Consider the following 25,356-nt stretch of genomic DNA (forward strand, 5'->3'; position numbering starts at 1 on the left):
GGGGCGTTTCGTCGTTGCGCTCATTAGGGCAGGAAGCGGAAGTTGTCGAAGCGGACGATGCGGTCGCTGCGGCCGATGAATCCGAAGCGGGTGTTGGTGCTGCCCGACGGGTTGGGGACGGAGTGCACGGTGACGCCGTTGATCTTGAACACGAGCGCGGTCGCTGAGCTGTCGACCGAGAGGACATCTCCCGCGGTCGGTGCCGTGGTTGAGGTCCACAGGTTGACGTACGCCCCATCGACGCGCCGGTTCACCTTGTAGACGTTTGCGGGGGCGGTGCCGGTCGTGGTCTTGTCTAGGAGGAGCACGTACTGGGTCTGCGTGGTGGGCGAGGCCAGTGCCACGAGTCCGCCGTACGCGTCACCGGTCGCGGCGATCGCGGCGATCGTGACGGAGGCGACACCGTAGGCGGTGCCGGCGTCGATCATCGCGTTCCCGGTGCTGCTGGAACGGGACAGCGCCGAGCTCGAGCTGATCCCCCACGTGACCGGTCCGGTGCCGGTGGCGATCATGGTCTCCCACGTCTTCTCGCCCTGCTCGGTCGCTCCGAGCGTGGTAGTCGAGTCGGGACGGTTGAAGCTGTCGACGACCTCGACCTTGGGGACGAACTTCGGAAGGGTGAGGTCGGTGAACGCGACGGGCAGGGTCTGCCGGTATCCGGTGGGCATCAGGCTGTAACTCCCAGGTTGTCGGTGATGAAGCCCGCGGTCGCGGTCCTCGTGTTGGCGAGCGCCGCGATCGCAGCCCGCTACGGCGACCGCCTCGCCGCCGATCGATCCGACCCCGAGCAGGACCTCGACGACAGGACCCCATGACACACCGCCCAGCCGGCACGTACGACCCGTACGAGCACGCGGACCGGCTGGGCATTCCCGTCCTCCACGGACGGATCCGCTCCGCCAACGGCCTCTGGCTCCCCGACGAGCGCGTCATCATCCTCAAGCGCGGCCTCCGCGCCTGGCATGAGCGCCAGACCCTCGCCCACGAGCTCGGCCACGTGTGCCTCGGCCACTGCGAGACCACGCCCCGTATCGAGCGCCTCGCCGACCGGTGGGCGGCCCGGAAGCTCATCGCCCCTGACCACCTCGCCGATGTCGCCCGCATGAGCCCCGACCCCGGCGTCTGGGCCCTCGAGCTCGGCGTCACCGACCACCTCCTCGAGCTCTATCTCCGAGACCACCGCACCGCATAGGAGCACACCCCCATGGCATGGACCGAGCAGCTGCCCTCCGGCCGGTTCCGCGGCGTCTACCGCCTCCCCGACGGGAAGCGCCGATCGGCCGGCACCTACGTCCAGGAGAAGCAGGCGCTCAAGTCCGCGATGGCCGCCGAGGTCGACGCCGCGAAGCTCGGCTGGCGCGACCCCGACGCGGCGAAGCGCACCTGGGCGGCCTGGTCCGAGGAGTGGTGGCCGACCCGCAGCGTCGAGCCAGGCACGCTCGCCCGCGACCTCTCACGCCGCGACGGCCGGCTCATGCCTCGCTGGCGCGACGTGGCGCTCGTCGACATCACCCGGCACGACATCCGGGCGTGGGCGGTCGAGCTGGCCGCGGACGGCCTCGCGGCGACCACCGTTCAGCGATGCGTGCACCTGCTCTCGGCGTCGCTCACCGCGGCCGTCGACGCGCAGATCATCACGCACAACCCGGCCTACCGCCTCCGGCTCCCCGTCGGCGCGCAGGCGACCGAGCGGTACCTCACCCGGAAAAAGGCAGCGCACCTGCTCGACGAGTTCCCGAAGAAGAGCCTCGACCGCGCGCTCGTGTCCCTCCTCGTCGGCGCCGGCCTCCGATGGGGCGAGGCGGCCGGTCTGCAGGTGAACCGCGTCGACCTCGGCCGCGGCGTGCTGCGCGTCGTCGAGGTCTGGGACGACAAGTCCCGCGCGCTCAAGCTCTACCCGAAGGGACGGAAGGTCCGCGACGTCCCGCTGCCCGACTGGGTCGTCAAGCGCCTCCGACCGCTCGTCGCCGGACGCCGCAGTGGCTACGTCTTCGACGTCAACGGGCACGTCCTCGACTACTCGAACTGGCGGCGCCGCGTCTGGCTGCCCGCCCTCGACGCCTCCGGCATCGGCGCAACCCGGATCCACGACCTCCGGCACACCTACGCCTCCTGGCTCATTCAGGACGGCGTCTCGATCGAGGAGGTCGGCCGGCTCCTCGGGCACGTCTCGCCGATGTCGACGAGGAAGTACGCGCACCTCGCGGACACCCCGCGGGACGCCGTGCTCGCCGCGCTCTCCGAGCCGACGAAGCGGAAGAAGAAGCCGGGCCGTGGGGCGGACGTGGGGCACGAGGCCGCTACGGCTGACATCCGTCCGCTGCGATTGGTTGTCGACCAGTCGGCCTGAGATCCGCGCCAGCAGTGGGATCGAGAGCGGTTCGCTCTAATCGGCTCTCCACCGCTTCTCGTCGCTATCTGTTCCGGATCACACTCATAATCCGTCGGTCACGGGTTCAAGTCCCGTACGCCCTACTCCGCTCCACCCGCGGTGGTTCCTCCTCTCCAGCGCCGGGTCGGGCCTCCACCTGATGTCGTTCTCGTCGGAGCGGACGGTCCGGCCCCGTCAGGCCGACGGGCCGTGCCTCAGGACGGCGCCGACGCGGTCCTCGCCGGCACGCCGACCGCGGACGAGTCGGATGCGACGCCGCGGACAACGACGGCGCCGGCTCCGACCCGCACACGGTCGCCGACGGTCACGTCCCCGACGATCGTCGCGCGGGCGCCGATGTAGACGTCGTCGCCGATGACGGGCGTCCGACCCTTCGACTCGCCGATGGTGACGCCGTGGTAGGTGAACGCGTTCCTCCCGATGACCGTGCGCGGGTGCAGGATCACGCCGCGGCCCCAGTGGGGGAGCCGCAGGCCGGGCCCGACCTGAGCGGCCGGCGGCAGCTCGGCTCCGACGATCATGCGGGTCCAGACGAGATCGACCAGGCGGTAGACGAGGTGGAGGGGGAGCCGGGTCCTCCGAGAGCTCGAGTACTGCCCGAGTCGGAGGACGAGGACGGTGAGCCGGTCGGAGGCGTGGCCCTTGGCGGCCAGGTCCGCGCGGACGACGGCGCGGAGGTCAGCGAGATCCATGCTCCCAGTCCGAGTGGGCGCCTCGCGGGTGGGTCCGGGCCGTCGGAGATCGTCCGGGGCGTGGCGAGCATCCGCGAGCGGACGACACGGTGGCGCGATGCGCTAGCACGTCCCGACGCGCCGCGCCCGTACTGGCCGCTCCCCGCTCGACGTGATTGCCTGATCCTGTGCCTGATCTTCCGATGTTCCCGCTCGGCTCCGTGCTCCTGCCGCACATGCCGCTCCCGCTCCGGCTGTTCGAGCCGCGGTACCTGCGGATGCTCGGCGACGTCCTCGAGGACGAGACCCTCGCGTTCGGCGTCGTGCTCATCGAGCGCGGCCAGGAGGTGGGCGGCGGCGACCAGCGGTTCGCGGTCGGCGCCCGCGCGCGCATCCTGAACATCGACGGGGCGGAGTCGTTCGTCACGCTCGACTCCGTGGGCGAGGAGCGCTTCGAGGTCGTCCGCTGGTACGAGGACGACCCGTACCCGCGCGCCGAGGTCCGCCTGCTGCCCGATCTGGAGTGGGACGAGAAGCACGCCCCCGCGCTGGCTGCGGCGGAGTCGGCGGTCCGCACGGCACTGGCGGTCGCGAGCGAGTTCGTCGAGCAGCGCTACGGCGCGGTCGTCGAGCTCGCCGAGGATCCGGCCGCGCACGCTTGGCAGCTCGCCGGCGTCGCACCGGTCACCGAGCTCGACCGCCTCGCGTTCCTCCGCAGCTCCACCATGGAGGAGCTGCTGGAGTCGGTCCGGGAGCGCTCCGCCGAGGCGACCGAGTCGTTCCGCGCCGGCTGGGCCTGAGCCCCGTCCCGGCGTCCCACGACGAGCCCGTCAGTCCTCGAGGCTGACGCCGCGCTCCTCCGCCAGCTTGACCAGGTCGTCAACGACCACGAGCGCCATCCGCAACGAACGGTCGCGGCGGTACTCCTCGTCGTCCGGGTCGATCCGCGAGGTGCGGTCGAGGGTCTCCTCGATCGACTGCGCGAGCTCGCGCCACGCGTCCTGACGGGCGTCGTCGACGAGCGTCGCGAGGTACTCCTCGTCCTGCGCCCGCCTGTGGAGGGAGTCGGCGACCAGGAGCGAGAGCCGCTCGCGGTGGTCGAGGTTGTCGACGTCGGCCGAGCGGTAGTCGTGCACGTGGTCGGAGCGGCCGCCCACCGAGGTCACGTCGGCGGCGATGCCGCGCAGGCGCTCGGCGGCTGCCTCGGACTCGCGCGCCAGCTTCTCGAGCTCCTCCGCGGCGACGACGGAGTAGCGGCCCGAGTCGAAGGGGACGTCGGCGCCGAGGCCGTCCATCAGCACACGGTTCTTCACGGCCATCCGGCTCGCGTACTGCGCGAGCATCAGGCCCTCCTCGGCGGCCTCCTCGACGGAGGCGGGCTCGCGCGACGGGTTCTCATCGGGGTCGTACGGCTCCATCTTGAACCTGCGTCGACGCCGGAACCACACGTGCGTCACCTACATCCCGGAGCAGGCGCCCCGCCCGCCGGAGCACCTCTTCGAGAGTACCCGGCGGGCGGGCGCCGTGGTCGGCGGCTCAGGCCTCGCGCCAGTCGTCCTGCCGGAGGTGGGAGCCGGCCTGCGGCCCCATCTGCAGCATCCCGCCGTCCACGACGTACGAGGATCCGGTGATGTAGGAGGCGGCGGGAGAGGCCAGGAAGGCGACCACCGCCGCGATCTCGCGGGCGTCGCCGGGGCGGCCGAGGGGGATGCCGGGGCGGTCGATCGTGACGGGGTCCACATCCTCGGCGTCGTTCATCGGCGTCGCGATCTCCCCGGGGGCGACGGCGTTGACGGTGATGCCGAGGGAGCCGAGCTCGAGTGCGGCCACCTTCAGCAGGCCGCCCAGCCCGTGCTTGGCAGCGGTGTAGGCGACGGAGCCGACCCGCGGCTGGTGCTCGTGGACACTGGTGACCGCGATGATCCTGCCGCCCGTGCCCTGGGCCGCCATGCGCCGCGCGGCGCGCTGGAGGCAGACGAACGCTCCGTCGAGGTTCAGGGCGACGGTCGAGCGCCAGCTGTCGAGGCTCTGCTCGAGGAAGGGCTCGCCTCCGCCTCCGCCCGCATTGCTGACGGCGACGTCGAGCCCGCCCAGTCGATCCGCGAGGTCGTCGATCACGTCGCCCGCGCCCTCCAGATCCGTCGTGTCGAGGCGCGCGATCTCGGCGCGCCGGCCGAGGGAGCGCACCTCCTCCGCCGTGCCCTGCGCGCCCTCCTCGTCGCTGTGCCAGGTGATGCCGACGTCCATGCCCGCCTCGGCCAGTGCCACCGCGGTCGCCCGGCCGATGCCGGAGTCAGAAGCGGTCACCAGTGCACGGGTGGGCCGGAAGTCTCGAGGTCCCTGTGTCATGTCGTCTCCTGTCTCGATCGGGCCGCCGATCCGGCGGACACGGGTCGATCCCATCAGCGGATCCGGCGCGCTCGGGAGCCGGTTGACAGGTCCGGGCTCGCGCGAGACGCGTGGCGGTGTCCCCGCTGAGCGCCCCGATCGCGTTGACTGGGCGGATGGATCACCGGCGCATCTCGGTCGTCGTCCCCGTGAAGGACGACGCCCGCCACCTCGAGCAGCTGCTCGAGCTCCTCCGCGAGCAGACGCTCGCTCCGTTCGAGATCGTCGTCGTCGACGACGGGAGCACCGACGACAGCGCCGCCGTCGCGCGAGCGGCGGGCGCGCGGGTGGTGCGGCACGACGGAGCCGGGATCCCGGCGAGCACGGCGCACGGCTTCGACGAGGCGCACGGCGACGTCCTCGCACGGCTCGACGCCGACTCCCGCCCGGGACCCGACTGGCTGGCGCGCCTGGCCGGCCATTTCGCCGATCCCGAGGTCGGAGCGGTGACCGGTCCCGGACGCTTCGACGAGCTCGGCCCGATCGCCCGGGTGATCGCGCGGGTCGCCTACATGGACGCCTACTTCGTGCTGATGGGGTCGGCGCTGGCCAACTGGCCGCTCTTCGGCTCCAACTGCGCCGTCCGCCGGTCGGCGTGGGAGGAGATCGCGGAGGAGATGCACCGGCACGACGCCTACGTGCACGACGACGTCGAGATCAGCGTGCACCTGGGACTCCGGCACCGGATCGTGCTCGACCGCCACCTCGAGGTCGGCATCTCGGCCCGCCCCTTCGGCGCCTTCGCCGACATGCTCCGCCGGTTCGACCGCGCTCTGCACACGCTGGCGCGGCACCCCGGGATGGGGTCGTCCCTGCAGCGCTGGACGCACCGGGTGCGCCGCACCCACCGCGACCGACTGCGAGCGACGGCCGCGGCGCGCCGCTCCGGCTGACGACGAGAACCGACGGCGCCGCCTGACGGCTAGGGCTGGGCCGCGTCCGGCCGGGCCGCGTCGGGCTCGGCCTCCGCCGCCCGATCCTCTCCGGGCGCGGTGCGCCCCTCCTTCGGCATCGCCCAGACCGCGGCGAGCATGCCCACGGCGAGGACCGTGAGCGCGATGCAGACGAAGCGGGTGCCCTCGGCGAGGTCCGCCGGTGCGGGAACGCCGCCGCCCGCCTTCGCGTTCACGATCGCGCCGAACACGGCCACGGCGACGGCGCTGCCGATGTTCCGGGCGAAGAAGTTGGTCGAGGAGACCACTCCGCGCTCGTTCCAGTCGACGCTCGACTGCGCCCGGATCAGCGTCGGAGTCGCCACGAGCCCCATGCCGGCGCCGATCAGCACGCAGAAGCCGGCGATCTCCCACAGCGTCGAGGAGGCGCCGAGCAGGATGGTCAGCGCCGTGCCGATCACGACGAGCCCCGCTCCGAGGAAGCCCGTGTTGCGGAAGCCGATGCGCAGGTAGAGCCGGCCCGACAGGCTCGCCGCGACCGGCCAGCCGAGCGTCATCGCCGCTACGGCGAAGCCCGCGCCGAGGGCGGAGCTGCCGAGCACGCCCTGCGCGAAGGTCGGGAAGTACGAGGTGACGCCAAGCGTGATCGCGCCGACGGTCACCGAGACCAGGCTGGTCGAGATCAGCACGCGCCGCGTGAGGACCCAGAGGGGGAGCACCGGGGCGGCCGCGCGCCGCTCGATCGCGACGAAGCCGGCGAACGCGAGGGCCGAGACGACGAACACGCCGACTCCGGCGGGGGAGAGCCACGGCCAGGCGCTGCCGCCCTCGAGCAGCCCGAGGATGAGCAGCGCGGTGCCCACGGCGAGCACGGAGGCGCCCGCCACGTCGATCCGCTGCTTCTCGCCCCTCGTCTTCTCGCGGAAGCTGCGGATCAGGAGGAACGCCGCCAGGAGGCACAGGGGGATGTTGACGAGGAAGATGCCGCGCCAGGCGCCCAGGTCCGAGAGCACGCCGCCGAGGGTCGGCCCGACGACCGAGGAGATGCCCCAGACGCTCGCGAGGTAGCCCTGGGTCTTCGCACGCTCGGCGACCGTGTAGATGTCGCCGGCGATGGTGATGCCCATCGGCTGGATCGCTCCGGCCCCCAGGCCCTGCAGGGCTCGGAACGCGATCAGCGCGGGCATGCTCCAGGCGAGGCCGCACAAGAGCGAGCCGACCAGGAACAGGGCGATGCCGATCAGCATGATGGGCTTGCGCCCGATCACGTCGGCGAGCTTGCCGTAGAGGGGGACCGAGACGGCCTGGGCCAGCAGGTAGATCGAGAACAGCCAGGGGAACTGCTCGAAGCCCCCCAGGTCGGCGACGATGGACGGCACGGCCGTCGAGAGGATCGTGGCGTCGAGGGCGACCAGAGCGGTCGAGATCATCAGGGACAGCAGGATCGGGCCGCGCTCCGAGCGCAGTCCGACACTCGCGCGGGTGGGGGCGTCGGTCACTCTGCCCAGGCTATTCCACAGCCGGGGGATGGAAGCGGGGCGGAGAGGATCCGCTCCGGGGCTCGGTAGACTGGCGGCATGGAACTCGTTCTCTGGCTCGTCGTGTCCGCCATCGCCGGTGTCGGCCTCGTCTCCGGAGTCGCGGCCCTCATCGCCATGACGCGGGCGCCCTGGTCGGCCGACAAGTAGCCGCCCGGCCGGCCTCGCGCCGGCACTACTCGTAGATCCGCACCACGCTCCACTGCGGCTCCGTCGACGCGACCACGTCGAGCACGAACGCTCCGCCGGTCGCGAGGTCCGTCGCCTGGAAGCGCCAGCCGCCGATGCTCACCGGGGTGCGCCCGAACGTCGGCGGGAACCCCTCGAGGGGCGCCCACCACTCGCTCGTGCAGGTCCACACCGTCGGCCGGTCGGTCACCCGGTAGCTCCCGCCCCGCCACTCGAGCGCGATCGGCACTCCCTCGCCGTCGGTCGAGACCAGCGCCGTCTCGTCGATCACCGCCATCGTCGTGCTCCCGTTCACTCGCCGGACCCGGTTGGCCGTTCGAACATGTGTTCGATAGTCTGCGAGTGTACGCCGCGGCGCTCGTGCTCGCCACGGCCGCGGATCGACCGGTGGGAGGCGCGATGATCGAGTGGAGTCCGCTCCAGATGCTGCGCAGCAGCGGGCAGGACGAGTGGGTGATGGTCGACGCCCTGCGCACCGGCCGGATCGGCCTGGTGCGCCGCATCGAGACCGGCCCGTACCGCGAGACCTGGTTCCGAGCGGTGACCTGGGCGGCGGAGCCGGAGAGGCGGACGCTCGTGGGCTACTCCCGCTCGATGGACACCATCGCGGCCGCCCTGTGGGCCCATCAGCCGCCGACGGCGCAGGAGAAGCCCTTCCCCGGCTACCCGCCCTCGCGGCCGTCGGCGTGACTCCTTCAGCGAGAGGGGGCCCTGCCGTCCCCACGACGGCGGCCTCCGTGTCCGCCACGGGGGAGAATGGCCCGATGCTCCTCGCACTCGTCGGCGGCCCCACGGGGGCGTGGCGGGCGGTCGACCCCGTCGGCGGCGCCGAGGCCGGGAGCGGCAGGGGGCCGGCCGAGCTGGCGGCGTTCGTCCGGGAGCGGGAGCCGGAGCGCCCGCGCTGGGTCTGGGACGACACCGCGCGCTGGTACCCCGCACTGCTGTCGGCCGGGGTGGTCGTCGCCCGGTGCCACGACCTCCGGCTGGCCCGCGCGATCCTCCGCCGCTCGGTCTCCGCCGCCTCATCGGCTCTCGCGCGCTCGCCCCTCGACCCGTGGGACGCGGGAGCCGCGGCCCCCGCCGCGCAGGACACGCTGATCGGGTTCGAGGAGGCGGCGGGCGGCTCCGACGAGCTCGACCCCGTCCTCGAGCTGGCCCTGCAGGAGGAGGCGCTCTCCGGCGCCGCCGAGGCCGGCCGGCTCCGCCTGCTGCTCGCCGCCGAATCCGTCGGCGCCCTGATCGCTCGCGAGATCGCCCACGCGGGGCTGCCGTGGCGCGCCGATGTGCACGACCGGGTGCTCACCGGGATGCTCGGCCCCCGCCCGCTCTTCGGCGGCCGCCCGGCCCGGTTGGAGGCGCTGGCCGACCGCCTGCGCGACGAGCTCGGCGCGCCCGAGCTCAACCCCGACTCGCCGGCCGAGCTCCTCAAGGCGCTGCGGCGCGCGGGGCTGCCGGTCGAGTCGACGCGCTCCTGGGAGCTGCAGTCCCTCGAGCACCCCGCGGTACCGCCCCTCCTGGAGTACAAGAAGCTCTCCCGGCTGCTCACCGCCAACGGCTGGGCCTGGCTCGACGCGTGGGTGCGCGACGGACGGTTCCGGCCGGAGTACGTGGTGGGCGGCGTCGTCACCGGCCGCTGGGCGACCTCGGGCGGAGGGGCGCTGCAGCTGCCGCGGCAGATCCGCGCCGCGGTCACCGCGGATCCGGGCTGGAGCCTCGTGGTCGCGGATGCCGCGCAGCTCGAGCCGCGCATCCTCGCCGCGCTCTCGGGCGACTCGGCCATGGCCGCCGCCGGGCGGGGCCGCGACCTCTACCAGGGCATCGTCGACGCCGGCGTGGTCCCCGACCGGCCGCGGGCGAAGGTCGCGATGCTGGGGGCGATGTACGGGGCGACGAGCGGGGAGGCCGGACGGCTGCTCCCGAGGCTCGCCCGTGCCTACCCGCGCTCGGTCGCGCACGTCGAGGCGGCGGCTCGGGCGGGGGAGCGCGGCGAGAGCGTCTCGACGTGGCTCGGGCGCAGCTCGCCTCCCGGCCCCGAGGGGCTCTCGGCCGATGCGGCGCGAGCGCGCGAGTGGGGACGCTTCACCCGCAACTTCGTGGTGCAGGGGACCGCGGCCGAGTGGGCGCTCTGCTGGATGGGCGAGCTGCGGGCGCGACTGCGCGCCGAGGGCGGCGCGGTCGGCCGGGCGCACCTCGTCTACTTCCTGCACGACGAGGTGATCGTGCACGCTCCCGCCGACGTCGGCGAGCGGGTCGCCGCGATCGTCCGCGAGGCGGCGGTGCGCGCCGGACGCTCGCTCTTCGGAGTGGGCGAGGTCGACTTCCCGGTCACCGTCGCCGTCCTCGACTCCTACGACCAGGCGAAGTGAGACGCGGGATCAGTACCAGTGCGGCGAGCGGTTGTTCCAGCTCGACCACGCGTTGCAGGGCGAGCCGTAGGCGCTCTTGATGTACGAGAGCCCCCAGTCGACCTGCGTCGCCGCGTTCGTCTGGTAGTCGGCTCCCGAGTTGGCCATCTTGCTCGCCGGGAGGGCCTGCGGGATGCCGTAGGCGCCGGAGGAGCGGTTCAGCGCGTTCCAGCGCCACCCCGACTCGCCGTTCCACAGCGGGATGAGGCACCGGTCGACCTGGTCGGCGCCCCAGCCGAAGCGGCCGACAGCGGTGCGGGCGTAGGCCTGGGCCTGCGCGGGGGAGAGGCCGTCCGTGCGTCCGGCGTAGGTGCCGAGGGCGGCGATGGTCTTGGCGGAGCTGTTGCGCGCGCCGGTCGGGTCGTCGTCGCCGAGTTCGACCGGGCCGCCTCCGCCACCTCCGCTGTTGGAGGGCGCTGCCGGAGCAGCGGCCGCGGCGGGAGCCGACGCGGCGCGCTGGCGGGCGGCCTCGGCCTCGGCGGCGAGGCGGGAGAGGCGCTGCTGCTCCTCGAAGGCCGACTTCGCGTCCTGGCCGTCGGCGTACTCCCGCTCGATCTCGGCGGTGGTGTTCTTGAGCGAGGCGAGCTGGGTGTAGAGCTCCTGGCTGTACTTCTCCTGGTCGGCGACCTTGGCGTCGGCCTCGGCCTGCGCGGAGCGGGCGGCTGAGAGCGCGTCGGCCGCGGCGGTGGCGAGGGAGACGCGCTCGCCCCGGGCCTGCTCGGCCTGCGCCGCGAGGGAGACGGCCTGGTTCTCGGTCGACTGCGCCGCGGTCTGGAGCCGGCTGGTCTGCTGGGTGAGCTGCGTCATGGTGCCGAGGCGGTAGAGCAGCTCGCTCGACTCGTCGCCGCCAATGAGGAGGTTGAGCGTCGCATCGGTCCCGCCGTTGCGGTAGAGCTGCGCGGCGAGACGGCCGGCCTGCTCCTTCGCGGCGTCGGCGTCCGACCGGGCGGCGGAGGCGCGCTCCTCCAGGGCGCTCACGCGCTGGGTCGCCTCGTCGAGAGCGCTCTGCGCGGCGTCCGCCTCGGCGGCCCGGCTGATGGCGGCGTCGGTGAGGGCGGCGGCCTGGTCGCGCAGGTCCGCGAGGAAGGCGGTGATGCGGTCGACCTCGGCGGCGGTGGCGCTCTCGCTCGACTTCGCGGCCTCGACATCGGACCACGAGGGGTAGTCGGACGGGTCGTAGGCGGCGGACGCGGAGAGCGGGGCGGCGAGGGCGGCGCACAGGACGAGGACCGTGCCCGCTCCGGCGGCGACGAGGCGCCGGCGCGCCCGGGAGGGGACGCGGAGACCGAGGGGGGTGCGGGACATGCGAACCACCCTAGGCGACGGCACCCGCGCCTGTCTCGTCCTAGCTCGAGGCTCGACGGCCCCGGCGGGGACGCTCGAGAGCGTATCCGCGGACGCCCCGTCCCGGCCCGTCGCCCGTGAGCTCGTCGCGGGCCGCCTCGAGGAGGCGCCGCAGGGCCTCCTCCCGCACGCGGGCGGCGATCGCGGCGAGGCGGCGCTGCGGGTGCGCGTCCTCCTCCTCCGCCTGCTCGTCGGCGGTGGCGGGCAGCGAGCTCTCGTACGCGTCGAGGACGGCGGCGAGGTCGGCGCCGGACAGGCTCGAGGCCAGCAGCACCCGGTCGAGGACGTCGTCCCAGTCCTCCTCCGGGGACGCTCCGTCACCCGTCAGCCAGGCGGCCGCCTCCGCGCGGCCCTCGTCGGTGAGCGCGTGCAGGGGGAGGCCGTCGTCGGTGGACCCGGCCGAGACGACGAGGCCCCGCTCGCGCAGGCGCTCGAGCGTCGAGTAGATCTGGCCGACGTTGACCCGGGGCCGGTGCGCGGCACGGTCGAGGAGCTCGGCGTGCAGCTGGAGGCCGTAGGCGGGGCCGAGCGTGAGCAGGGCGAGCAGGCCGTCGCGGACGGACACGGTGCTCCTCCCGGCGGGCGTCTGGCGGTGTGCGGCGTCCGGCGGCGCGGACGACCCGAGTATAGGCAGGAGCCGCCCACGGCCGGTCGAGCAGGCGCGGCGAGCCGCCTTGACGGAGGTCCGCCGCTCCTGCATGATCGGGCGTGGTGGCACGTCCACCGTCATAATCGAAGAAGGCGCACCGCAGAGTGTTCCGTGGTCCGGGTCGTTGGGGAAGACGCACCGGGACGAACGGAGGACACCATGGTGGCGCAGCAGACTCGGGGTGTGCTCTTCGTGCACTCCGCCCCCCGCGCGCTCTGCCCCCACCTCGAGTGGGGGACAGGTCGCGCTCTTGGTCGTGCCGTGAACTTCGCCTGGATCGAGCAGCCCGTGCTCCGCAGCACACTGCGCGCCGAATTCGCCTGGGAGGGCCCGGTCGGAACCGGTGCCGTCATCGCCTCCGCTCTCCGCGGCTGGGCCGACGTCCGCTACGAGGTCACCGAGGAGCCCTCGCCCGGCGTCGACGGAGGCCGCTGGATGCACACGCCCGAGCTCGGCATCTTCTACGCCCAGACCGACAGCGCGGGCAACACCGTCGTGCCCGAGGACCGCATCCGCTCCGCCATGGAGCTCGCCGGCGCCGACCCCATCGAGCTGCACCGCGAGCTGCGCCTCGCCCTCGGCCAGGCCTGGGAGGACGAGCTCGAGCCCTTCCGCTACGGCGGCGACTTCGCCCCCGTCGTCTGGATGCACGGGGTCGGCTGAGTTCATTCGACGCCGCTCCTCGCGCGGCGTCGCGCAGTCGGCTCGGTCGGGTGGTCGGGTTCCGTGGAGCGGCCGGCGTCCGGCGACGCCGATCCGCTGGCACGCGGATCGGCGGATACGCCTCGCGGCAATCGTTCGCTCCCGCCTCCCTGAACCAGGCGGCCAGCGGACCCCCCGTTCCGGCAGAGGTCCGCCTCGAAGGCGCGTCGTCGCCTCACGGTTGCCGCTCGCTGGCACGTCGACCAGACGGTGGGCGGAGCACCGCGTTCCGGCGGAGGGCGTCGGAAGACTCGTGGACCCGCCCGCACCTCTGTCGCGCACGACGCCGACGGCCCGAGTAATGGCGAGTCGCACGCTCCCCACGAGCGCAGCCGCCCTGATCCGAGCATCCGACCCGAGTCGCGGCGAAGCCCGCGCTCCCCTCGAGCACAGCTGCTTGAACCGAAGCTTTCGACCCGAGTCGCGGCGAAGCCCGCGCTCCCACCCGGACAGCTTCCGCGATCGGAGTATCCGACGCGAGTCGCGGCGAAGCCCGCGCTCCCACCCGGACAGCTTCGTTGATCCGAGCATCCGACCCGAGCCGCGGCGAAGCCCGCGCTCCCCACCAGCACGGCGTGCTCACCAGCCCGCACCAGACGGCGGCGCAGATCCCTCGCGGCACGAGGCGTATCCGGGGATCCGCGTTCCAGCGGATCACCGTCGCCGCACCGCACCGGCCCTCGGAAACCCCGCCCCCCTCCCCAGCGGACGCGCCTGCGCCGCGCAAGGAGCGGCGCAGCCCGCTTTCCGCACGGTGGAGCGGGGCTACGCCCCGCTACACCGTCCGGAAAGCGGCAACAGCATTGTGCCCCCCGAACCCGAACGAGTTCGAGATGGCGACCAGCGGTCCGTCGCCGAGGGCGCGGGGGCTGGTGACGACGTCGAGGGGGATCTGGGGGTCCTGCTCGAAGAGGTTGATGGTGGGGGGTGCGGTGCGCTCGTGGAGGGCGAGCACGGTGAAGATGGCCTCGAGCGCGCCGGTGCCGCCGAGGAGGTGGCCGGTGGACGCCTTGGTCGCCGAGACGGCGATGTTCGGGAGGTGGTCGCCGAAGACGCGCAGCAGGGCGCGGTACTCGGCGATGTCGCCGACCGGGGTGCTCGTCGCGTGGGCGTTGACGTGGGTGACGTCGGTGAGCGCGGCTCCGGCCTGCTCGAGGGCGCCGATCATGGCGCGGGCGGCGGCGGAGCCCTCGGGGTCCGGCGCCGTGATGTGGTACGAGTCGCTGGTGACGGCGCCGCCGGCGAGCTCCGCGTAGATGCGGGCTCCGCGGGCGAGGGCGTGCTCCTCGGTCTCGAGGATGAGCGTCGCGGCGCCTTCTCCGAGGACGAAGCCGTCGCGGGAGACGTCGTAGGGGCGCGAGGCGGTCGCCGGGTCGTCGTTGCGGCGCGAGAGGGCCTGCATCGACGCGAAGGCGGCGATCGGGAGCGGGTGGACGACCGACTCCGTGCCGCCGGCGACGACCACGTCGGCGAGGCCGAGCTGCATGTGCTCGTAGGCGTTCGCGAGGGCCTCGGTGCTGGAGGCGCAGGCCGACACGTCGGTGCGGGCGTAGGCGCGGGAGGGGATGGCCATGCTGATGGCGGCGGCGGCCGCGTTGGGCATGAGCATCGGGATGGTCATCGGGAGGACCCGGCGGGGTCCGCGCTCGCGGAGGGTGTCCCACGCGTCGACGAGGGTCCAGAGGCCGCCGATGCCGGTCGAGTAGTCGACGCCCACGCGGAGCGGGTCGACGTCGGTGATGCCGGAGTCGGCCCAGGCCTCGCGGGCCGAGATGAGCGCGAACTGGCTGGAGGGGTCGAGGCGCTTCGCCTCGGGGCGGGAGAGCACCTCCTCCGGGCGGACCTTGGCCTGGGCGGCGAAGGTGACCGGGATGTCGTACTGGGCGACCCAGTCCTGCTCGAGGGAGCGGACGCCTGATTCGCCGGCGAGGAGTGCGTTCCAGGACTCCCGGGCGGTCCCGCCGAGGGGAGTGCTGGCACCGATTCCGGTGACGACGATCTTCTTGGTCATGACGAGCTTCTCTGTTCCGTGTGGGTGGGTGCCGGGCTCACCCCGGCCGACGATCGCCGGCCGGGGTGTCCGCCACGAGGACGGGGTGCGCGGGCGACGACTACTCGGACGCCTTGACGATGAAGCGGACCGCGTCGCCGACCGTCTTGAGGTTCTTGACCTCGTCGTCGGGGATCTTCACGTCGAACTTCTCCTCGGCGTTGACGACGATGGTCATCATCGAGATGGAGTCGATGTCGAGGTCGTCGGTGAACGACTTGTCCATCTCGACGGAGTCGGTGGCGATGCCCGTCTCGTCGTTGACAAGCTCGGCCAGGCCGGCGAGGACTTCTTCGTTGGACAGTGCCATGGTTCTCTCCTTGGGGGTTCTTCGGGTGTTCGTCAGTGACCGTAGGTCAGTTTAGGGGTGGGGTCGCGCCGGTCACGGGAGCACCACGACCTGCGCGCCGAACACCAGTCCGGCGCCGAAGCCGATCTGCAGCGCGAGTCCGCCGTGCAGCTCCGGGTGCTCCTCGAGCAGGCGGTGGGTGGCGAGCGGGATCGACGCGGCGGAGGTGTTGCCGGTGGTCTCGATGTCGCGGCCGACAGCGACGGTCTCGGGCAGCTTCAGCTGCTTCGCGAGCTCGTCGATGATGCGCATGTTCGCCTGGTGGGGGATGAACGCGGCGAGGTCCTCGGGCTGGACGCCCGCCTCCGCGAGCGCCTGCTTGGCGACCTTGGCCATCTCCCAGACCGCCCAGCGGAAGACCGACGGGCCGTCCTGGCGGAGGGTGGGCCATTCGGCGGTGCCGTCGCGGTAGGCCGCGAGCGGGTTGTCCATGCCGACGGTGTCCCACTTGGAGCCGTCGGATCCCCAGACGGTCTTCGAGATGCCGGCGGTGTCGCTGGGGCCGACGACCGCGGCGCCCGCGCCGTCGCCCAGGAGGAAGGAGATGCTGCGGTCGGTCGACTTGACCAGCTCGGACAGCTTCTCGGCTCCGACGACGAGCACGTACTCGGCCAGGCCGGAGCGGATGAAGGAGTCGGCCTGGGCGATGCCGTAGGTGTAGCCGGCGCAGGCGGCCGAGATGTCGTACGCCGGGGCGGGGTTCGCGCCGATGCGGTCCGCGAGGAGCGCGGCCAGCGACGGGGTCTGCACGGTGTTGCTGATCGTGGAGACGAGCACGACGCCGATCTGGTCCGGGCGGATGCCCGCCTTCTCGATCGCCTCGAGGGAGGCGGTGGTCGCGAGGTCGACCGCGTGGATGTCGGCGGAGGCGCGGCGGCGCTCGATGATGCCGGTGCGCTGGCGGATCCACTCGTCGGAGGAGTTGATCGGCTCGATCAGGTCGTCGTTCGGGACGACGAGGTCGCCGCGTGCCGCGCCGATGCCGAGGATCCGGGTGTACGCGCTGCCGCTGGACTGGGTGAGGGAAGGGGTCGTCATGGGGTCTCTCCTGCTAGGCGGCGTGCTCGTCGAGGAAGGCGCGGGCGGCGTCCACGTCGTCGGGGGTCGTGATGGCGATGCTCGGCACGCCCTTGAGGCCGCGCTTGGCGAGGCCGACCAGCGCGCCGGCGGGTGCCAGCTCGATGATCCCGGTGACGCCCGCGTCGGCGAAGGCCGCCATGCAGAGGTCCCAGCGGACGGGGGAGGCGACCTGGCCGACGAGCAGCTCGAGGAACGCGGCACCGGAGTCGACGACCGACCCGTCGCGGTTCGTCCAGAGCCGGAGCGTCGGGTCGGAGGGGGTCAGCCCGGCGGCGACGCCGGCGAGGGAGTCGCGGGCGGGCGCCATGTAACGGGTGTGGAAGGCGCCGGCCACCTGCAGGGGGATCACGCGGGTCCCGCGGAGCGGCTCCGCCTTGAGTGCCTCGAGCGCGTCGACCGCGCCGGCGACGACGATCTGCCCGCCGCCGTTGTAGTTGGCCGGCTCGAGGCCGAGCTCGTCGAGACGGGCGATCAGGGCCTGCTCGTCGCCGCCGAGGACCGCGCTCATCGCGGTCGGCTCGGCGGCGGCCGCAGCGGCCATGGCACGGGCGCGCTCGCGGACGAACACCAGCGCGTCGGCCTCGGTGAGGACCCCGGCTCCGGCGGCCGCGGTGATCTCGCCGACGGAGTGGCCGGCGATGCCCGCGATGCGCTCGCGCCGTCCGCCCTCGAGGAGGGCGGCGAGGCTCACGAGTCCCGCGGAGACGATCAGGGGCTGGGCGACCGCGGTGTCGCGGATGGTGTCCGCGTCCGAGACGGTGCCGTGCGCGGCGAGGTCGATGCCGACCGCCTCCGAGTGCGCGGCGACCTGCTCGGCCACGGAGGGGATCTCTAGCCAGGGGGCGAGGAATCCGGGGGTCTGGGAGCCCTGACCCGGGGCGACGACGACGATCACGGTATTCAGTCTTCCGATCTGCGCTCGCACGTGCGGCGCGTGGAGCCACTGACAAAGCACAAAGAGCTTGTCGCGGGTCTACAAGTGTTCAGGGGCGGGAGGGGTTCGGCGAGCCGAGGGCCTCAGCGTCGGGACGGCTTCCGGCGGACGGCGCCGTCCGGGTCGCTCATGGAGCCGAGGATGAGGGCGGACTGGAGGATGAGCGCCTCGCGGGCGCCCGTCGCGTCCCAGCCGATCACCTCGGCGACCCGCTTGAGGCGGTAGCGCACCGTGTTCGGGTGCACGAACAGCTCGCGGGCGGTCGCCTCGAGGGAGCGGCCGTTGTCGAGGTAGGCCCACAGCGTGGTCAGAAGCTCGGTCGAGTGCTTCTGCAGGGGCCGGTAGATCTGCGTGATGAGGCTCTGGCGGGCGAGCGGGTCGCCGGCGAGGGCGCGCTCGGGAAGGAGGTCGTCGGCGTTGACCGGTCGCGGCGCGTTCCGCCAGGAGCGGGCGACCGCGAACCCTGCGAGGGCCGCGCGGGCGCTGCGGGACGCCTCGACCAGGGTCGGCACCTCGTGGCCGAGGACGAGGTGGCCGGTCCCGAAGCCGGGCTCGAGCGCCTCCGCGATCTCGAGGAACGCGACCGGCGGGCCGGTCTCCTCCGTGGCGTTCTCGCTCGGCTCGGCGCGGCCGATGACCAGGACGAGCCGGCTGCCCTGCACGCCGATCAGCACGTCGGCGTCCATGTGCCGGGCCGTGCGGCGCAGCTGGTCGACGTCGAGCATCTTGGGAGCGGTGCCCACCAGGACGGCGACCTCGCCGTGGCCGTGCCAGCCGAGGGCGGCGATCCGGCTGGGCAGCTCGTCGTCGGCCTCGCCCGTGAGGATCGAGTCGACGACCAGCGCTTCCAGGCGCGCGTCCCAGAGACCTCGGGCCTCGGCGGCGCGCGCGTAGACGTCGGCCGCGGCGAAGGCGATCTCGCGCGAGTAGAGGAGGATCGCCTCGCGGAGGTCCTCCCCGCCGTTCTTGATCCGGTCCTCGACGACCTCGACCGTCACCTTGATCAGCTGCAGCGTCTGCGTCAGCGAGACGGAGCGCAGCAGCTCGCGGGGAGCGGCTCCGAACACGTCCGCCGCGATCCACGGCGTGGCCGACGGGTCGTCGAACCACGAGATGAACGAGGTGATGCCGGCCTGGGCGACGAGGCCGACCGCCGAGCGCCGACCGGGGGGCATGCTGCCGTACCAGGGCAGCGTGTCCTCGAGTCGCTTGATCGTCTGCGTCGAGAGCTCACCGGCGAGGGTGCGCAGCCAGGCGAGGGTCTGCTCCTTCGTGCGGGGAGCGCCCGGCCGGGTGGCCGGACGCTCCGCCGCAGGAGCAGGACCCCGCGCACTCGACGGTGCGGGTTCCTGCGAGAGCACGGACTCGTCCGTCAGCTCTCGCCGCCCGCGTTGCCGGTGGTGCCGGCGTTGACGTCGAGGAGGCGGTACTTCTCGATCGCCTGGACGGCGAGCGAGGGGTCGACCTCGCCGCGCTTGGCGAGCAGCTGCAGCGTCCGCACGACGACCGAGGGGCCGTCGATCTGGAAGTAGCGCCGCGCCGCCGCACGGGTGTCCGAGAAGCCGAAGTCGTCCGCGCCGAGCGTCGCGAAGTCGCCCGGGATGAACTGGCGCAGCTGGTCGGGGACCTGGTGCGAGAAGTCCGAGACGGCGACGAAGGGGCCCTTCGCGTCGGCCAGCTTCTGCGTCACGTACGGCACCTGCTCGGCGTCCTCGGGGTGGAGGAAGTTGTGCTGCTCGGCCTTGATGCCGTCGCGGCGCAGCTCGTTCCACGAGGTGACCGACCAGACGTCCGCCGAGACGCCCCAGTCCTCGGCGAGGAGCTTCTGCGCCTCGATCGCCCACGGCACCGCGACGCCCGAGGCGAGGAGCTGGGCCTTCGGCCCGTCCCACTGGCCCCAGGAGATGCGGTGGATGCCGCGGACGATGCCCTCGACGTCGACGTCCTCCGGCTCCTTCGGCTGCACGATCGGCTCGTTGTAGACCGTGATGTAGTACATGACGTTCGGGTCGGTGTGCTTCCCGCCGTACATGCGCTCGAGACCGGACTGCACGATGTGCGCGATCTCGTACCCGTAGGCCGGGTCGTAGCTCACGACGGCGGGGTTGGTCGCCGCGAGGATCGGGGAGTGCCCGTCCGCGTGCTGGAGGCCCTCGCCGGTCAGCGTGGTGCGTCCTGCGGTGGCGCCGATCATGAAGCCGCGCGACATCATGTCGCCGGCCGCCCAGATCGCGTCGCCCGTGCGCTGGAACCCGAACATCGAGTAGAAGACGTAGACCGGGATGAGCGGCTCGCCCTGCGTCGAGTACGAGGTGCCGATCGCGGTGAACGCCGCGAGGGCGCCCGCCTCGTTGATGCCGACGTGGAGGATCTGACCCTGCGGGCTCTCCTTGTAGGCCAGGAGGAGCTCGCGGTCGACCGACGTGTAGTGCTGGCCGCGCGGGTTGTAGATCTTCGCGTTCGGGAAGAACGCGTCCATGCCGAAGGTGCGCGCCTCGTCCGGGATGATCGGGACGACGCGGTTGCCGAAGTCCTTCGAGCGGAGGATGTCCTTCAGGATGCGGACGAACGCCATGGTGGTGGCGATCTCCTGCGTCCCGGAGCCCTTCTTGCCGACCGCGTAGGCCGAGTCCTCGGGAAGGTTCAGCTGCGTGTACTTCGAGCGGCGCTCGGGGAGGTAGCCGCCGAGCGCGCGGCGGCGCTCCTGCAGGTACTCGATCGCCTCGTCGTTCTGACCGGGGTGGTAGTACGGCGGCAGGTAGGGGTTCTCCTCGAGCTGCGCGTCCGTGATCGGGATGCGCATGGTGTCGCGGAACGACTTGAGGTTGTCCAGCGTCATCTTCTTCATCTGGTGGGTCGCGTTGCGGCCCTCGAAGCTGCGGCCGAGACCGTAGCCCTTGATGGTGTGGGCGAGGATGACGGTGGGCTGGCCCTTGTGCTCCGTCGCGGCCTTCATGGCCGCGTAGATCTTGCGGTAGTCGTGGCCGCCGCGGCGCAGGCCCCAGATCTGCTCGTCGGAGTAGCCCTCGACGAGCTTCTTGGCGCGCGGGTCGCGGCCGAAGAAGTTCTCGCGGACGTAGGCGCCGTCCTCCGTCTTGTAGGTCTGGAAGTCGCCGTCGGGCGTCTTGTTCATCAGGTCGAGCAGCGCGCCCTCGGTGTCGCGGGCGAGCAGGTCGTCCCACTCGCGGCCCCAGATGAGCTTGATGACGTTCCAGCCCGCGCCGCGGAAGTACGACTCGAGCTCCTGCACGATCTTGCCGTTGCCGCGGACGGGTCCGTCGAGGCGCTGGAGGTTGCAGTTGACGATGAAGTTCAGGTTGTCGAGGCCGTCGTTCGCGGCGACCTGGAGCTGACCGCGCGACTCGACCTCGTCCATCTCGCCGTCGCCGAGGAACGCCCAGACCTGCTGGTCGGAGGCGTCCTTGATGCCGCGGTTGGTGAGGTACTTGTTCGCCTGCGCCTGGTAGATCGCGTTGATCGGGCCGAGGCCCATCGAGACGGTCGGGAACTGCCAGAACTCCGGCATGAGCCGCGGGTGCGGGTAGCTGGAGAGCCCGCCGCCCCGGTGCGACTTCTCCTGGCGGAATCCGTCGAGCTGGTGCTCGCTCAGGCGTCCCTCGAGGAAGGCGCGCGCGTACGGGCCGGGGGAGGCGTGGCCCTGGATGAAGACCTGGTCGCCGCCGCCCGGGTGGTCCTGACCGCGGAAGAAGTGGTTGAAGCCGACCTCGTACAGCGAGGCGCTCGACGCGTACGTCGAGATGTGGCCGCCGACCCCGATGCCGGGACGCTGCGCGCGGTGCACGAGGATGGCCGCGTTCCAGCGGATCCACGCGCGGTAGCGGCGCTCGACGTCCTCGTCGCCCGGGAAGTCGGGCTCGTTCTCGGGCGCGATGGTGTTGATGTAGTCCGTGGTGGGCACCATCGGCACGCCGAGGTGGAGCTCCTTGGAGCGCTTGAGGAGGCTGAGCATGACGTCGCGCCCGCGACCCCGGCCCCGCTCCTCGACGAGCGCATCGAGCGACTCGTTCCACTCCGACGTTTCCTCGGGGTCCGAGTCCACGTGACCGACGGAATACGGGTCCTGATCGTTAACAGTCACCCTCGACCTCTCTCTGGGGGCAGATCGTGCCCGAGACATCACTCTCATGAAGCGGTGCGGATCCGCGGATCCGGGGCTCGGATGACGAGCCGCGCGCGGGCACCTCCGTCAGCCTAGCGATTCCCGTGCCCCGAACCTGGAATCGCACTGTGGTGATCCACGAGGGATGTGCGCCGACGACTGTAGGAGAGCGCCAGACGGGACGCGTCGACCGGCCCGTGATCGGGGGAGACGGGCCGTTCCTTGGAGTCTGCGCGGAGCGGGTCTAGCATTGCCCCTCGTGCTCGCGCGACTCTCGTGCGCACGGAAGGACATCGGACCGATGGCTCTCGAGAAGCTGACCCTGGCTCCCGACTTCGAACTCGCGAACCAGTACGGCGAGCGCATCCAGCTGGGCGACTTCCACGGGCGGCGCAACGTCGCCCTGGTGTTCTTCCCCCTCGCCTTCTCCGGCACCTGCACGGGCGAGTTCTGCGCGCTGCGCGAGAACCTCTCCCTCTTCGAGCACGCCGACGTGGAGCTGATCGGCATCTCGGTCGACTCCAAGCACACGCTGCGCGCCTGGGGCGAGAAGCAGGGCTACGACTTCACGCTCCTCTCCGACTTCTGGCCGCACGGCGACGTCGCCAAGCAGTACGGCGTGTTCACCGAGGCGAAGGGCTACGCGACCCGCGCGACCTTCCTCATCGACAAGGCCGGCGTCATCCGGGACACGTTCATGACCGCCCCGGGCGAGGCGCGCTCGATCGACGCCTACCGCGCCGCGATCGACGCGCTCGCCCCCGCGCACGTCTGACCCTCCGGAGGCGGACCGCCCCGGTCGTCAGCTGAGGATGTTGACGGCCCGCGAGATCACGAGAGCCAGCAGGACGAATCCGGTGAACGCCTCGGCGATCATCAGGAGCTTCATCCGGCTCGACAGCGGCATCGTGTCGGTCGGGCTGAACGCCATGGTGTTCGTCGTCGAGACCGAGAGGTAGTCGACGAAGCCGGGCCGCCAGTCGGCGCGCTCGGAGGAGGTCGCGGCGACCTCGGGCGCGGTGTCGCGGTAGGTGTCCTGCGGGAAGGCGAAGTCGGCCGCCGGCAGCTCGGTGCGGGGAAGCGTTCCGCGGGCGACCGGACCGCCGCGGTCGAGCTCCCAGAACAGCAGCGCGTACGCGACGACGTTGGTGACCCAGACCTGGAGCGCGGTGAGCAGCAGCGGCGGGCCGTCGGCCGTCCCGTCGACGAGGTCGATCACCACGGCGACCACGTTCACCTGGTTCGCCACGGCGAGCACGACCGCCAGGGCGATGGAGACCCCGCGCGACCAGCGCGTCTCGCTATCGAGCCGGTGCGGGTTGACGACGAACAGCGGCACGAGCAGCGCGAGCGTGATGCCGGCGGCGACGAGGCGGACCACCGAGGTGTCGGCGCTGTGGCCGGCCACGTTCAGGGCGACGGCCACCAGGATCGCGGCGGAGGCGGGCCAGCGGCTCTCGGCGCGCCGCCTCGCCCGGGAGTCGCTGTCGGCGGTCATGTGCCGAGGCTAGTGCCCGCAGGGGGCCGCTCCGCCTGCCGTAGGATCGAGTCGATCGTCCGCGGGTGCGCCCGCGACGGGGGCCTTTAGCTCAGTTGGTAGAGCGCCACGTTTACACCGTGGATGTCATCGGTTCGAGCCCGGTAGGGCCCACCACCTCCGGCGATCGGACACTGCGCGTCAGCGGGACTGCCGGCGCTTGTAGGGCTTCGGCTGGCCCTTGACGATCGGGGCGCGCCCGGTCCCCTTGGAGGCCTTGGCCTTGCCTCCCGACTTCGGGGCCGCCTCCGGCTCGTCGCCGAGCGCGGCGAGCTCCTCGCGGGCGGAGGCGAGGCGCTGCCGCCCGGCCGCGGTGAGGGTCGTGGCGGCGGCACCGGGCTCGAAGAGCGGCTTGCCGAGGTCGAGCTCGACGGCGGCGACGGAGGAGTCGAGCTTCTGCCGCGAGATGCCGAGGCGCTCGGCGGCGCGCACGAAGTGCAGCTCCTCGGCGACCGCCACGAAGTGGCGCAGCTGGCTGATCTTCATCCTGAACCCTTCACGGCCGCTCCCTGCGGCACGACCACGGTACGCGGTCCGGAAGGGGGCGCCGACCGCCGGGAGCGCCGTCGGGAGCGGCATCGGTCCGTCGATCCGCGCCAGAGGACCCGGCGGACATTGCCGGACGGAGGCGGGAGGCCTACGGTCGCGCCCGTGGGCGGTCCCGAAGCCGGCCACGGAGAGAGGCCGACGTGGGCGCGCTCATCTACAGCTCGATCGCGTCGCTCGACGGCTACGTGAACGACGCGGACGGCGGATTCGCCTGGGCGGAGCCGCGACCCGCCGTGCACCGCTTCATCACGGAGCGCGAGGGGCGGGTGCGCACGTACCTGTACGGGCGGCGCATGTACGAGGTCATGCGCGCGTGGGAGCAGACCTGGGCACTGGCGGAGGAGTTCGCGTTCATCCGCGACTTCCAGGAGATGTGGCGGGCGGCCGACAAGGTCGTGTACTCGACGACGCTGGAGTCGGCCGAGACCCGCCGCACCCGCGTCGAGGGCGGGTTCGACCCGGTCGTCGTCGCCGCGCAGGTCAGCGCCGCCGACCACGACGTCTCGATCGGCGGGCCGACCCTCGCCCGGCACGCGCTGCTCGCCGGGATCGTCGACGACGTGCAGGTCTACACGGTGCCGGTGGCGGTGGGCGGCGGGACCCACTTCCTCCCGTGCGGGTTCCACGCGCGCCTCGACCTGCGCGAGGAGCACCGCTTCGCCGACGGCACGGTCTTCACGCGCTACAGCGTGCGGCGCTGAGACCGGCTACTCGGCGCCGACCAGCGCGGCGATCCGCGAGGCGAGCCGGGCGCCCTGAGCACGTCCGGCGCGGGCGGAGGCGGCGCGGACGGCCGGGTCGAGCGAGTTCGGGCCGAAGGCGCGCACCGACTCCTCGTCGGCGTAGAGCACCTCGACCCGCGAGTCCGCGAGGGCGTCGAGCTCGCCGGTCGGTATCAGGCCCGCGCCGGGCGTGCCGACTCCCGGCAGCGGCGTGACGATCAGGACCCAGTCGGCTCCCGCGGCGAGGTCGGCGTTGCTGCCGGAGCGCACGCCGCCGTCCATGTAGCGGACGCCGTCGATGCTGACGGGAGGCCAGACCCCGGGGACGGCGCAGCTGGCGGAGATCGCGTCGACGAGGCCGACACCGCTCTCGCGGTCGAACACGCGCAGCTCACCGGTGGCCGTGTCGACCGCGGTGATGAGCAGACGCTGCTCGGGCCAGTCGGCGTCGCCCACGCGGGCCGAGATGACGGCCCGGCGCGTGTCCTCGGGGAGCGTCTCGGCCTCGAGCGCGAGGGTGCCGATGCGGCGCCGCGCGTCCTGGGGCGAGGTCGCGCCCTCGACGGCCGCGGCGAAGAGGGCCTGGAGGCGCTCACCGTCGACGTCCGCTCCGATCTCGGCGGACTCCTCCTGGAGCTGGGCCTCGTACGACTCGTCGAGGCCGGTGCCGGTGCTCAGCTGCGCGGCGACCGCGGAGCCCGCGGAGGTGCCGATGAAGGTCGTCGACGGATCGAGCAGGAGGCGGGCCGCCTCGGGGGAGGCGTCTGCGAGGCCGCGGAGGACGCCGAGCTCCCAGGCGATTCCGGCGAGGCCGCCGCCGGCGAGGACGAGTGCACCAGGCATG

The 25,356-nt window shown here is 72.5% G+C and carries 26 protein-coding genes and 1 tRNA gene; 10 read left to right on the forward strand and 17 right to left on the reverse strand.

Annotated elements, in window-relative coordinates:
- Window positions 1-23: 23 nt before the first annotated feature.
- The gene (locus C5C57_RS08985; protein WP_104297526.1) at window positions 24-668 is read right to left on the reverse strand and encodes a hypothetical protein; all 645 of its coding nucleotides are present in this window, start codon (window positions 666-668) and stop codon (window positions 24-26) included.
- Between the two features lie 143 nt (window positions 669-811).
- Between C5C57_RS08985 and C5C57_RS08990 the strand changes: the two genes are divergently transcribed.
- Both C5C57_RS08990 and C5C57_RS08995 read left to right on the forward strand, forming a co-directional pair.
- Entirely contained in the window at window positions 812-1,192 is a 381-nt protein-coding gene (locus C5C57_RS08990) for an ImmA/IrrE family metallo-endopeptidase (RefSeq protein WP_104297527.1), read from the forward strand.
- 12 nt (window positions 1,193-1,204) lie between these two features.
- Window positions 1,205-2,350 (forward strand): site-specific integrase, encoded by a 1,146-nt coding sequence (locus tag C5C57_RS08995; protein WP_104297528.1) that lies wholly within the window; start codon window positions 1,205-1,207, stop codon window positions 2,348-2,350.
- Window positions 2,351-2,586: 236 nt separating this feature from the next.
- Here the strand turns inward: C5C57_RS08995 and C5C57_RS09000 are convergent, their stop codons facing one another.
- Complete coding sequence (locus C5C57_RS09000; protein ID WP_104297529.1) at window positions 2,587-3,084, reverse strand: DapH/DapD/GlmU-related protein; 498 nt, start codon at window positions 3,082-3,084, stop codon at window positions 2,587-2,589.
- A 167-nt stretch (window positions 3,085-3,251) separates the two neighbouring features.
- Between C5C57_RS09000 and C5C57_RS09005 the strand changes: the two genes are divergently transcribed.
- Complete coding sequence (locus C5C57_RS09005) at window positions 3,252-3,863, forward strand: LON peptidase substrate-binding domain-containing protein (RefSeq protein WP_244229436.1); 612 nt, start codon at window positions 3,252-3,254, stop codon at window positions 3,861-3,863.
- Window positions 3,864-3,893: 30 nt separating this feature from the next.
- Here C5C57_RS09005 and C5C57_RS09010 read toward each other — a convergent pair whose 3' ends face one another.
- Window positions 3,894-4,481 (reverse strand): hypothetical protein, encoded by a 588-nt coding sequence (locus tag C5C57_RS09010; RefSeq protein WP_104297530.1) that lies wholly within the window; start codon window positions 4,479-4,481, stop codon window positions 3,894-3,896.
- Window positions 4,482-4,599: 118 nt separating this feature from the next.
- On the reverse strand, window positions 4,600-5,412 hold the full coding sequence (locus C5C57_RS09015; RefSeq protein ID WP_104226704.1) for an SDR family oxidoreductase: 813 nt from the start codon (window positions 5,410-5,412) through the stop codon (window positions 4,600-4,602).
- A 155-nt stretch (window positions 5,413-5,567) separates the two neighbouring features.
- On the opposite strand from C5C57_RS09015, the gene C5C57_RS09020 reads away from it, so the two are divergent.
- The gene (locus C5C57_RS09020) at window positions 5,568-6,344 is read left to right on the forward strand and encodes a glycosyltransferase family 2 protein (RefSeq protein WP_104223456.1); all 777 of its coding nucleotides are present in this window, start codon (window positions 5,568-5,570) and stop codon (window positions 6,342-6,344) included.
- Window positions 6,345-6,373: 29 nt separating this feature from the next.
- Here the strand turns inward: C5C57_RS09020 and C5C57_RS09025 are convergent, their stop codons facing one another.
- On the reverse strand, window positions 6,374-7,774 hold the full coding sequence (locus C5C57_RS09025; protein WP_104247534.1) for an MDR family MFS transporter: 1,401 nt from the start codon (window positions 7,772-7,774) through the stop codon (window positions 6,374-6,376).
- A gap of 283 nt (window positions 7,775-8,057) precedes the next feature.
- The gene (locus C5C57_RS09030) at window positions 8,058-8,366 is read right to left on the reverse strand and encodes a hypothetical protein (RefSeq protein ID WP_104226677.1); all 309 of its coding nucleotides are present in this window, start codon (window positions 8,364-8,366) and stop codon (window positions 8,058-8,060) included.
- Between the two features lie 104 nt (window positions 8,367-8,470).
- Between C5C57_RS09030 and C5C57_RS09035 the strand changes: the two genes are divergently transcribed.
- Together C5C57_RS09035 and C5C57_RS09040 are read left to right on the forward strand one after the other, a co-directional pair.
- Entirely contained in the window at window positions 8,471-8,761 is a 291-nt protein-coding gene (locus tag C5C57_RS09035; protein WP_146082406.1) for a hypothetical protein, read from the forward strand.
- A 74-nt stretch (window positions 8,762-8,835) separates the two neighbouring features.
- Entirely contained in the window at window positions 8,836-10,437 is a 1,602-nt protein-coding gene (locus C5C57_RS09040; RefSeq protein ID WP_104247519.1) for a bifunctional 3'-5' exonuclease/DNA polymerase, read from the forward strand.
- 9 nt (window positions 10,438-10,446) lie between these two features.
- Here the strand turns inward: C5C57_RS09040 and C5C57_RS09045 are convergent, their stop codons facing one another.
- Window positions 10,447-11,781 (reverse strand): hypothetical protein, encoded by a 1,335-nt coding sequence (locus C5C57_RS09045; protein WP_104267569.1) that lies wholly within the window; start codon window positions 11,779-11,781, stop codon window positions 10,447-10,449.
- Window positions 11,782-11,821: 40 nt separating this feature from the next.
- A complete protein-coding gene (locus C5C57_RS09050; protein ID WP_181027186.1) occupies window positions 11,822-12,385 on the reverse strand; it encodes a PadR family transcriptional regulator in 564 nt (187 codons plus the stop codon).
- Window positions 12,386-12,628: 243 nt separating this feature from the next.
- Here C5C57_RS09050 and C5C57_RS09055 point away from each other — a divergent pair, with 243 nt between their 5' ends.
- A complete protein-coding gene (locus tag C5C57_RS09055; RefSeq protein WP_104226674.1) occupies window positions 12,629-13,132 on the forward strand; it encodes a DUF3145 domain-containing protein in 504 nt (167 codons plus the stop codon).
- Window positions 13,133-13,946: 814 nt separating this feature from the next.
- Here C5C57_RS09055 and C5C57_RS09060 read toward each other — a convergent pair.
- From C5C57_RS09060 to aceE, 6 genes are all read right to left on the reverse strand, one after another.
- Window positions 13,947-15,182: a beta-ketoacyl synthase gene (locus tag C5C57_RS09060; RefSeq protein ID WP_104226673.1), complete on the reverse strand. Its 1,236-nt coding sequence runs from the start codon at window positions 15,180-15,182 to the stop codon at window positions 13,947-13,949.
- Window positions 15,183-15,282: 100 nt separating this feature from the next.
- Window positions 15,283-15,531, reverse strand: a complete 249-nt coding sequence (locus C5C57_RS09065; RefSeq protein WP_104223463.1) for an acyl carrier protein — start codon at window positions 15,529-15,531, stop codon at window positions 15,283-15,285.
- A 72-nt stretch (window positions 15,532-15,603) separates the two neighbouring features.
- A complete protein-coding gene (locus C5C57_RS09070; RefSeq protein ID WP_104247521.1) occupies window positions 15,604-16,608 on the reverse strand; it encodes a beta-ketoacyl-ACP synthase III in 1,005 nt (334 codons plus the stop codon).
- A 13-nt stretch (window positions 16,609-16,621) separates the two neighbouring features.
- Window positions 16,622-17,545, reverse strand: a complete 924-nt coding sequence (locus C5C57_RS09075; protein ID WP_104226672.1) for an ACP S-malonyltransferase — start codon at window positions 17,543-17,545, stop codon at window positions 16,622-16,624.
- Between the two features lie 122 nt (window positions 17,546-17,667).
- Window positions 17,668-18,834 carry a CdaR family transcriptional regulator gene (locus tag C5C57_RS09080; RefSeq protein ID WP_181027189.1) on the reverse strand — a complete coding sequence of 389 codons (1,167 nt, stop codon included), beginning with the start codon at window positions 18,832-18,834 and terminating at the stop codon, window positions 17,668-17,670.
- A 122-nt stretch (window positions 18,835-18,956) separates the two neighbouring features.
- Window positions 18,957-21,683 (reverse strand): pyruvate dehydrogenase (acetyl-transferring), homodimeric type, encoded by a 2,727-nt coding sequence (aceE, locus tag C5C57_RS09085; protein ID WP_104247522.1) that lies wholly within the window; start codon window positions 21,681-21,683, stop codon window positions 18,957-18,959.
- Between the two features lie 322 nt (window positions 21,684-22,005).
- Here aceE and C5C57_RS09090 point away from each other — a divergent pair, with 322 nt between their 5' ends.
- Window positions 22,006-22,479, forward strand: a complete 474-nt coding sequence (locus C5C57_RS09090) for a peroxiredoxin (RefSeq protein WP_104223507.1) — start codon at window positions 22,006-22,008, stop codon at window positions 22,477-22,479.
- A 27-nt stretch (window positions 22,480-22,506) separates the two neighbouring features.
- On the opposite strand, the gene C5C57_RS09095 is transcribed toward C5C57_RS09090, so the two are convergent.
- A complete protein-coding gene (locus C5C57_RS09095; RefSeq protein WP_104226669.1) occupies window positions 22,507-23,202 on the reverse strand; it encodes a hypothetical protein in 696 nt (231 codons plus the stop codon).
- An 80-nt stretch (window positions 23,203-23,282) separates the two neighbouring features.
- On the opposite strand from C5C57_RS09095, the gene C5C57_RS09100 reads away from it, so the two are divergent.
- Window positions 23,283-23,358: transfer RNA gene (locus tag C5C57_RS09100), tRNA-Val, on the forward strand.
- A gap of 24 nt (window positions 23,359-23,382) precedes the next feature.
- On the opposite strand, the gene C5C57_RS09105 is transcribed toward C5C57_RS09100, so the two are convergent.
- Complete coding sequence (locus C5C57_RS09105) at window positions 23,383-23,727, reverse strand: LysR family transcriptional regulator (protein WP_104223469.1); 345 nt, start codon at window positions 23,725-23,727, stop codon at window positions 23,383-23,385.
- A gap of 203 nt (window positions 23,728-23,930) precedes the next feature.
- Here C5C57_RS09105 and C5C57_RS09110 point away from each other — a divergent pair, with 203 nt between their 5' ends.
- The gene (locus C5C57_RS09110; RefSeq protein WP_104247523.1) at window positions 23,931-24,491 is read left to right on the forward strand and encodes a dihydrofolate reductase family protein; all 561 of its coding nucleotides are present in this window, start codon (window positions 23,931-23,933) and stop codon (window positions 24,489-24,491) included.
- 6 nt (window positions 24,492-24,497) lie between these two features.
- Here C5C57_RS09110 and C5C57_RS09115 read toward each other — a convergent pair whose 3' ends face one another.
- Window positions 24,498-25,355 (reverse strand): patatin-like phospholipase family protein, encoded by an 858-nt coding sequence (locus C5C57_RS09115; protein ID WP_104238200.1) that lies wholly within the window; start codon window positions 25,353-25,355, stop codon window positions 24,498-24,500.
- Window position 25,356: the final 1 nt, after the last annotated feature.

Origin of the sequence: Rathayibacter sp. AY1C5, assembly GCF_002931705.1 — a bacterium.
Taxonomy (GTDB): Bacteria; Actinomycetota; Actinomycetes; order Actinomycetales; family Microbacteriaceae; genus Rathayibacter.